Raw genomic sequence first — 6,569 nt, 5'->3', positions numbered from 1 at the left:
ATTTCCAGTTTACCATATTGCTGGGGGACTATCGTTTTGCTTAACAAAATATTTCAGGAGTAAACGATTAATAATTGTAGCCAATGATCAGCATCACTGCTGTCAAAACTGCACAAACAACCCAAGTATAAAAAGCAATCCTTGATTTAGTTACAGCCCACCTCAAAAGAGCAGCAAAACCTATAATAATTACAGCTATTAGAAGGAAAATCGGAACCAGCAAGATCCACATAATTTTTCCACCTTTCGTAAAAAAAGAAAGCCCCCAGCCGGGAGCAAATATGTGTTTGGCAACCATATTATACCACGGGCAACCGGACAGGGGGAACGGAAGATGAGCGCACAAGAACAAATGTCAATGTTTCCGCCGATAGATGAGAGAGCAGTACGGCAGGCGGTAGCAAAAGAATTAAAAGCATATAAAGCCCTTCGTGTTGCTGCCCAAAATAGAAAAGAGCAGCAAGAGAAGGGGATCGATCAACTGTTTCCCCGATTGCAGTCGTCAGATACTAAAAACATCTTAAAGGCACAGCAGATAGAACGTGCGCTGCAATACTCATTGGATGAGGTTGAGCGGCAGATCATTGAAGAAAAATATCTTAGTACATCCAGAGTAAAGGACATCAATATTTACTTGGATTTAGGTATGACAAAGGATCAGTATTACCCGAAAAAGAAAGATGCGATTTTTCAGATTGCAACGGCACTCGGAATTATCTGAGTGCTCTTTTTTATGCCAAAAACCCCGATAAAAACCCGATAAAAAGTAGGACAAAATCAGGGATAAAAGCTAGGACGTTTTTCGAACGTTTGATCGGTAATCTTGAGTCAAGGGCAAGCAGCATTAGCTCTTGGGAGATACCGTCTATCCCTTATCAATGGCGTACCTGAGCGAATCTATGGATGATGACGAATGTTACCTTACGAGAGGGGGACATTTAGAGTCTGAACGCGCTAGTCTTGCGATGATCGTAGCAGGGAACATGCAATTGTTTTTCGTTGTATGCATTGCTGCGGTTTTCAAGTTTGGGAACCCCTCTCGGAGCTTTAGAAAATCGCTATTACTCTGTTGGGATATACCGGACAGGGAATACATACGAGACTAACGGCTCCGGCCCCTCGCTCCTTGTCCAGTACATCTCATTATCGTTACGCCAATCCAGACTCAAGAGTGCAGATGCTTCTTTCCGGTAAGCAGGGGTAAGTGCTAGCTGATTGTTCTGCACCACCTCTTATGACCTGTGACCGCTGCAGGTATAAGGATGGCTCGCGGCGGAGGCCCCTGTCGTAAAAAATGAGGAATAAGTAAAATAGTTATAGTAAACTATCTCTTTTGTTGAAGTGTGGAGCAAGAGGTGAGTGAGAAGATGAGAGATGCATTGCAAGAAATAGATGGGGTCATCAAACATTCAAACAATTGCTACCTTTGTGAAACACACATCAGTTGGTATGCACCTGTTAAATTTTCACACGCAACATACCAATGGACTGATTTTTGCATTCGCTGAAATTTCCTCCCTAACTTATACATCTGGGAAGGAAATGTGGGTAGGCTTGGACCTTAGAGTTCAGTGCCATACATGTAACATGCTAAACAAGTTTTCTGGTATCAAAGATAAAGTTAAATGAAAAGCACCCGAGTGGTGCTTTTTCTTTTTCCTAACCAAATGACGCAAATTGTTAGATGAAAGAGATATTTCCAAATCGCCGAGGATGGAACATTATTCTTAGACGAGAATTATAAAGATTCTGTACAAGTTCCAGAGGGAGTTGTAGATAGTATTAAAAGTTGGCAGGCTGAATTGAATCAAGATATATTAAATGGAGTTTTTTATGTAACTGAAGATTTGGAGGTTATATCCAATGCGCCTCAGGGATTTGTAGAATCAAATGAAGTAGAAATCGTATACTATTGGTGGGGATTTGGTCTATACATTGGAAATGATGTGGCTATTGAATTGGAGGAACTCCTGGCGTCGGGGGCCGCTATATCAAAAGGAATTAATTTAATTACAAAAAAGAGCTCTGATAAAAGAGCAAAAACATTAGAGTACATTGCCGATTGCGTCTCTTGGGTATTTGCATCGGGGTATTTGATACTAAGAAATAACAATGACGGTAATGGAGTCTTGATAACTATCACAAATCCTGCGATATTTGACATTGAGCCTCTATAATTTGAAAACAGGGGAGTTTCAATGAATAAAGAAAAAATACTGTATGGAGTTGAAGTTACTGTATGTATTGTTGCTATAGCTTATTTATTGATTATTAGTATGAGTACCTATAGCAATGAGTATGTAGGATTTGCACTAGGTGGAATATTCTTAACGAGTGGGGTTACTAGTTTACTTGGGAAGAGGTATATAAGAGGAATTGTAAACTTGGTGATTTCTATATGTGTGATGAGTATTCTATAATTTAGAAAAAGCACCTACATGGTGCTTTTTCTTTTGCAAAACAAACTCAATTGGTGGTGGTGATGATGTAGTACGTCAATTCGTTGAACCAGCAACCGGAGAAATTTACTACACTGAGGAAGTGCTACGCCGGTCAGACGAGATTGTAAAAGTATTTCGTCCAGTCGGCCGCAGCTCAAAATTCGTAAAGATCAAAGCCAGCCAGAAGGCAAAGAGACGGCTACGAAAGCTGTCACTCGCTGAGGCTGGCTTTTTGTTGAAAATCGCTCCGTATGCATCCGAGGGAACAAACCTCCTGCAGGGCGATAACGAGCGCGGGCAAAAGGGAACGCCGCTCACAGTCAAAGACCTTGCACGCATCGCTGACTGCTCCTATCCAACCGCACGCAAGATCGTGAAGACATTCATTGAACTGCATGTCCTACGCCGCACCGATCTGGAAATGCGGTCAGCATTGGCAATCAATCCGCTATATTCCCTCAACGGGAAGACAGCAGAGGCGTGGCTACTGCAGCTATTCAAGCAGGAGATCACAGAGGCTGGAGAAGACCCCAATTTGGATTAGGGGTCGCCAGAAGGCAACAGCCATCAGAGCCTTGAGGCTCTAAGCGCCAACCGCATTTTTTGCGGTGAAAGGAAACATATGCTTTTCCGTTGGAATAATAGTCGTTTGGTTTCACCACCAAAATACATCACCAGCCCAACAGCAACAAGGCTTTCAGCCGTTTTGGGGCTGGCAATATTCTTTATTCTTACTTTATTGCCACGAAGGAGCTGAACAGCTTGAATATACGGAAATTACATATCTCAAAGATCAATCCTGCTCCCTATAATCCGAGGGTAGATTTGCAGCCCGGTGATCCAGAATACGAGAAGCTAAAACGATCGATTCAAGAGTTTGGATACGTGCAGCTGCTCATCTGGAATGAACGATCAGGAAACCTTGTTGGAGGACATCAAGGATTCAAGATACTCGTGAATGAGCTAGGACGGACTGAAGTAGACGTCTCTGTTGTGGACCTTGATGATACCCAAGAGAAGGCACTCAACATAGCACTGAACAAGATCAGTGGAGAATGGGATGAGGAACAGCTTGCGCCTGTCCTGGCTGAATTACAGGAACATGAGTTGGATATTGCTCTTACTGGATTTGGTGAAGACGAGGCAACCAAACTGATCGGTGAGTTTACATTCAAAAGTGATGCTGATACAGAGTTCTCCAACAAGGAAATAGACCTAAGTGAGTTTGACGAATCGAAATTTGATTGTCATTGCCCTCGATGCGGGTTCGTCTTTAACCCGAAAGACCCTATTCCGGAAGAAGGGCCACAAGATGAAGCCTGAATGGGATTGGAGCTTAAATAATCTAGCGCACGTATCATCAAACGGGCGAAAGGTCTTTCCTGTTTCTCCTGTGGTGGTGGCTCAACGATGGGGTACAAACTGGCAGGCTATGAAATGCAAGGCAACGTGGAGATCGATCCGCAAATGATGGCTCTGTACAAGCGAAATCATAACCCGCAATATCCTTTCGAGATAAGACGGGCCGAATTCATATGTTCAACAACACCACGAAATCAGCTGATAAATGGGGCATAAACTTCCGTTTCCGTATAGAGAAAGGTTCAGCAATCTTTCCTGTCTACTTCAAAGGAGTAGGGGGTGCATTCGATTGAACATACAGATTTCAAATCCAAGGTCTTGTAGAGAGGCACAAGAAGCAAGAGCATCGTTGGAACAAGAAAAGGCCACGCTTGAACAAAAGGTTGCACAGCTCACTCAGGACAAAACGAACCTAATGCTTGCCGTCACTGATATGTACGAGCAAAATCTCGTGCTTGAAGAAAAAAATAAAAATGTGATGCTGGCAATGACAGACCTTTATGAAATGCTTCTGCCGTTGCTGCCAGACGATGGAGGAACCGCCTGATGCATCCTATGTCACCGATTTATGCCGACCTGATCAAAGATGATTTGAAAACCATCGATCAGGTGCCAGAAAAAAACCGCGCCGAAGTACAGGCGCTAATAGACGCCGATGCAGCGGATTAAGAGAGCTGTTGAGGCATTTTTATTATGGCTGCTGATGTCCATGAAAGGAGGTGAGACTATCATGGCGATTGCTACGATTTACGTTACCTTGATCATGGAAGGGAACAAAACATTTAGTCAGGTACCTAATCAGCAAAAACTTCGGGATGAAGTGAAGAACCAACTTGAGGTGCTAGGTTTTCCTGAGCTTGCACAGTAAGGCTCTTTCAAACTGAAAGAGAATTTTTCAGTGGGAGTCTACAGGTGGAACTTCATCAGAGGTTTCCTTGTTTATTCTTTGTTGATTGTAGTTTGATAGAATGAACATGCCCATTGTAAATCTCACGGTGAAGGAGCCCCTTTTATCCGCTGATGGAACGCCGTGTACGATGAAAGTCGCCCGCACGGTGTAGGCTCGTTATAAAACCATAGAGAGATATAGGAATAAGACGAGAATAGCGAACTGCCGGCACCAGATATTACTGCGACAGCAACTGCCAGTAGAGACGTGGTATTCACTTTCAGTACGGATGCTGAAGGAGAGGCTTGGAGAACAAATATTACTGGTATATTTATAGGCAGTAATAACATCAATTATTTTCCGTATTTTACGATAAACGCTGCTGGAACCATAGCGACTGACGGCAGGGGGTGGTCAGCAGGATCAACATTTACATTTACTATAAAGTCCAACGGTTATAGAGATGTTGTAAAAACTGTGACCATTCCGTCAGTTTAATTAACTACAGGATCCATCATCGATTCCCTTAGGAGAAATCCTAAGGGATATTTCTTTACATCAATATCAATATGAGGAGCTGCAACACGGCTCCTCTTTCTTTTGACACCAAGTCTTACAGCCAGCCTCGAACCGATCGGGGCTATTTTTATTGCCCCGAAGGGGTGAGAAGGGCGGAAGGACCGTGGACGAAATCAAAGACTTACAAAAGGGGATTACCGAGATTCTTGTAGCAATCGGTAAGATCGAGACGGAGATCAAGCAGTTGTCCAGCATGTCCGGCAAGCTAGAGCAGACAGAGAAGTTGGCTATCGAAGCCCTACAAAATACGAAGGCCGCGCATAAACGAATTGATGAGCTCAGCAAGCAGCTGGATGAATTGGAGAAGAAGATCGAGGAAGACAAAAAGCAAAACAAGGATGACAAGAAGTGGATCGTCGGTACTGCGCTCGGTGCCGTTGCTCTAATATGGAATTTAATTAAAGGTGGTGTAGGACATTGAATCAAACTGACCTCATAGCATTAGCACAGCAATATATGGCTGACAAAGCACTCATTGTCGTCGTGGTGCTCCTGGTACTCGGCTACTATTTAAAACGAACACCACGGGTCCAGGATTGGATGATTCCGTGGTTCTTAACTGTAACTGGTGTAGTGCTGGCGTGCGGCATCCTGCAAGCGGCGACGGTTGAAAGTGTGGTACAAGGCATCCTAGCTGCTGGTATTGCTAGTCTGACACATCAGTTATGGAAGCAAACAGCGGAAAAGAGAAAGGATGATGCATAGTGACAACTAAAGGCATCGATTGTGCGGTACCGTTAACAGGAGAAAAAGCAAAGGCTATTGCGGCGGCAGGCATGAAATTTGTCTGCCGCTATCTTGTTCCTGTGAGCATGGCATGGAAAAGGCTCACCCGGGCGGAAGCAGAGGCGATCGCTACTGCAGGTATGAAAGTAGTTTCCGTTTTCCAGCGAGGTAATAACGATGCTGCAGGTGGAGCTGCTAACGGGAAAAGAGATGGAGCTGCTGCATACCAGGAAGCAAAGACAATCGGGCAGCCAGAGGGGACGGCTATTTATTTTGCCGTAGACTATGACGCGCAGCTGAAAGACTATGGATCGCTTGAGGCGTACCTGAGAGCAGCTGCAAATGAGGTTCCTGGTTATCTTGTTGGTGTGTATGGCTCTTACGCTGTCGTCGAAGAAATGGCAAAGAGAGGAGCCTGCCAGCGATTTTGGCAGACTTACGCTTGGAGTAAGGGGCAGTTGTCCAAATCAGCCAATCTATATCAGTATAAGAACGGTCAGACGCTTGCAGGACATGATGTGGATTTAAACGATGGTTTGGGAAATGAGGGCTGGTGGGATACCAACCCACAA

General features: G+C 44.1%; 13 protein-coding genes and 1 pseudogene. 13 read left to right on the top strand and 1 reads right to left on the bottom strand.

The window, feature by feature from the left end:
• Positions 1-67 precede the first annotated feature (67 nt).
• Complete coding sequence (locus ACIFQN_RS05600) at positions 68-232, bottom strand: hypothetical protein (protein WP_429832053.1); 165 nt, start codon at positions 230-232, stop codon at positions 68-70.
• Positions 233-334: 102 nt separating this feature from the next.
• On the opposite strand from ACIFQN_RS05600, the gene ACIFQN_RS05595 reads away from it, so the two are divergent.
• The 13 genes and pseudogenes from ACIFQN_RS05595 to ACIFQN_RS05535 form a co-directional block, all read left to right on the top strand.
• Complete coding sequence (locus ACIFQN_RS05595; RefSeq protein ID WP_429832052.1) at positions 335-721, top strand: ArpU family phage packaging/lysis transcriptional regulator; 387 nt, start codon at positions 335-337, stop codon at positions 719-721.
• A gap of 1,081 nt (positions 722-1,802) precedes the next feature.
• Positions 1,803-2,177 carry a hypothetical protein gene (locus ACIFQN_RS05590; protein ID WP_429832051.1) on the top strand — a complete coding sequence of 125 codons (375 nt, stop codon included), beginning with the start codon at positions 1,803-1,805 and terminating at the stop codon, positions 2,175-2,177.
• A gap of 21 nt (positions 2,178-2,198) precedes the next feature.
• Positions 2,199-2,420 carry a hypothetical protein gene (locus ACIFQN_RS05585; protein ID WP_429832050.1) on the top strand — a complete coding sequence of 74 codons (222 nt, stop codon included), beginning with the start codon at positions 2,199-2,201 and terminating at the stop codon, positions 2,418-2,420.
• A 121-nt stretch (positions 2,421-2,541) separates the two neighbouring features.
• Positions 2,542-2,985, top strand: a complete 444-nt coding sequence (locus ACIFQN_RS05580) for a hypothetical protein (RefSeq protein ID WP_429832049.1) — start codon at positions 2,542-2,544, stop codon at positions 2,983-2,985.
• 218 nt (positions 2,986-3,203) lie between these two features.
• A complete protein-coding gene (locus ACIFQN_RS05575) occupies positions 3,204-3,764 on the top strand; it encodes a ParB N-terminal domain-containing protein (protein ID WP_429832048.1) in 561 nt (186 codons plus the stop codon).
• An 87-nt stretch (positions 3,765-3,851) separates the two neighbouring features.
• The gene (locus ACIFQN_RS05570) at positions 3,852-4,019 is read left to right on the top strand and encodes a hypothetical protein (RefSeq protein ID WP_429832046.1); all 168 of its coding nucleotides are present in this window, start codon (positions 3,852-3,854) and stop codon (positions 4,017-4,019) included.
• Between the two features lie 73 nt (positions 4,020-4,092).
• A complete protein-coding gene (locus ACIFQN_RS05565; RefSeq protein WP_429832044.1) occupies positions 4,093-4,350 on the top strand; it encodes a hypothetical protein in 258 nt (85 codons plus the stop codon).
• Positions 4,350-4,472 carry a CD1375 family protein gene (locus tag ACIFQN_RS05560; protein ID WP_429832043.1) on the top strand — a complete coding sequence of 41 codons (123 nt, stop codon included), beginning with the start codon at positions 4,350-4,352 and terminating at the stop codon, positions 4,470-4,472. Before ACIFQN_RS05565 ends, ACIFQN_RS05560 begins: the two co-directional genes overlap by 1 nt.
• A 61-nt stretch (positions 4,473-4,533) precedes the next feature.
• Entirely contained in the window at positions 4,534-4,671 is a 138-nt protein-coding gene (locus ACIFQN_RS05555) for a hypothetical protein (protein ID WP_429832042.1), read from the top strand.
• Positions 4,672-4,914: 243 nt separating this feature from the next.
• Positions 4,915-5,190 carry a hemoblobin-interacting domain-containing protein gene (locus ACIFQN_RS05550; RefSeq protein WP_429832062.1) on the top strand — a complete coding sequence of 92 codons (276 nt, stop codon included), beginning with the start codon at positions 4,915-4,917 and terminating at the stop codon, positions 5,188-5,190.
• A gap of 184 nt (positions 5,191-5,374) precedes the next feature.
• Positions 5,375-5,692: a hypothetical protein gene (locus ACIFQN_RS05545; RefSeq protein ID WP_429832041.1), complete on the top strand. Its 318-nt coding sequence runs from the start codon at positions 5,375-5,377 to the stop codon at positions 5,690-5,692.
• The gene (locus ACIFQN_RS05540; RefSeq protein WP_429832040.1) at positions 5,689-5,976 is read left to right on the top strand and encodes a phage holin family protein; all 288 of its coding nucleotides are present in this window, start codon (positions 5,689-5,691) and stop codon (positions 5,974-5,976) included. The genes ACIFQN_RS05545 and ACIFQN_RS05540 overlap by 4 nt, the downstream gene beginning before the upstream one ends.
• Positions 5,976-6,563 (top strand): annotated as a pseudogene (locus ACIFQN_RS05535) (DUF1906 domain-containing protein); the annotation flags it as partial. The gene ACIFQN_RS05540 and the pseudogene ACIFQN_RS05535, both read left to right, overlap by 1 nt.
• Between the last annotated feature and the right edge of the window lie 6 nt (positions 6,564-6,569).

This window comes from Brevibacillus sp. NRS-1366 (assembly GCF_050467985.1).
The sequence above is the reverse complement of the archived record's forward strand: the minus strand, read 5'-3'. Positions and strand labels throughout refer to the sequence as shown.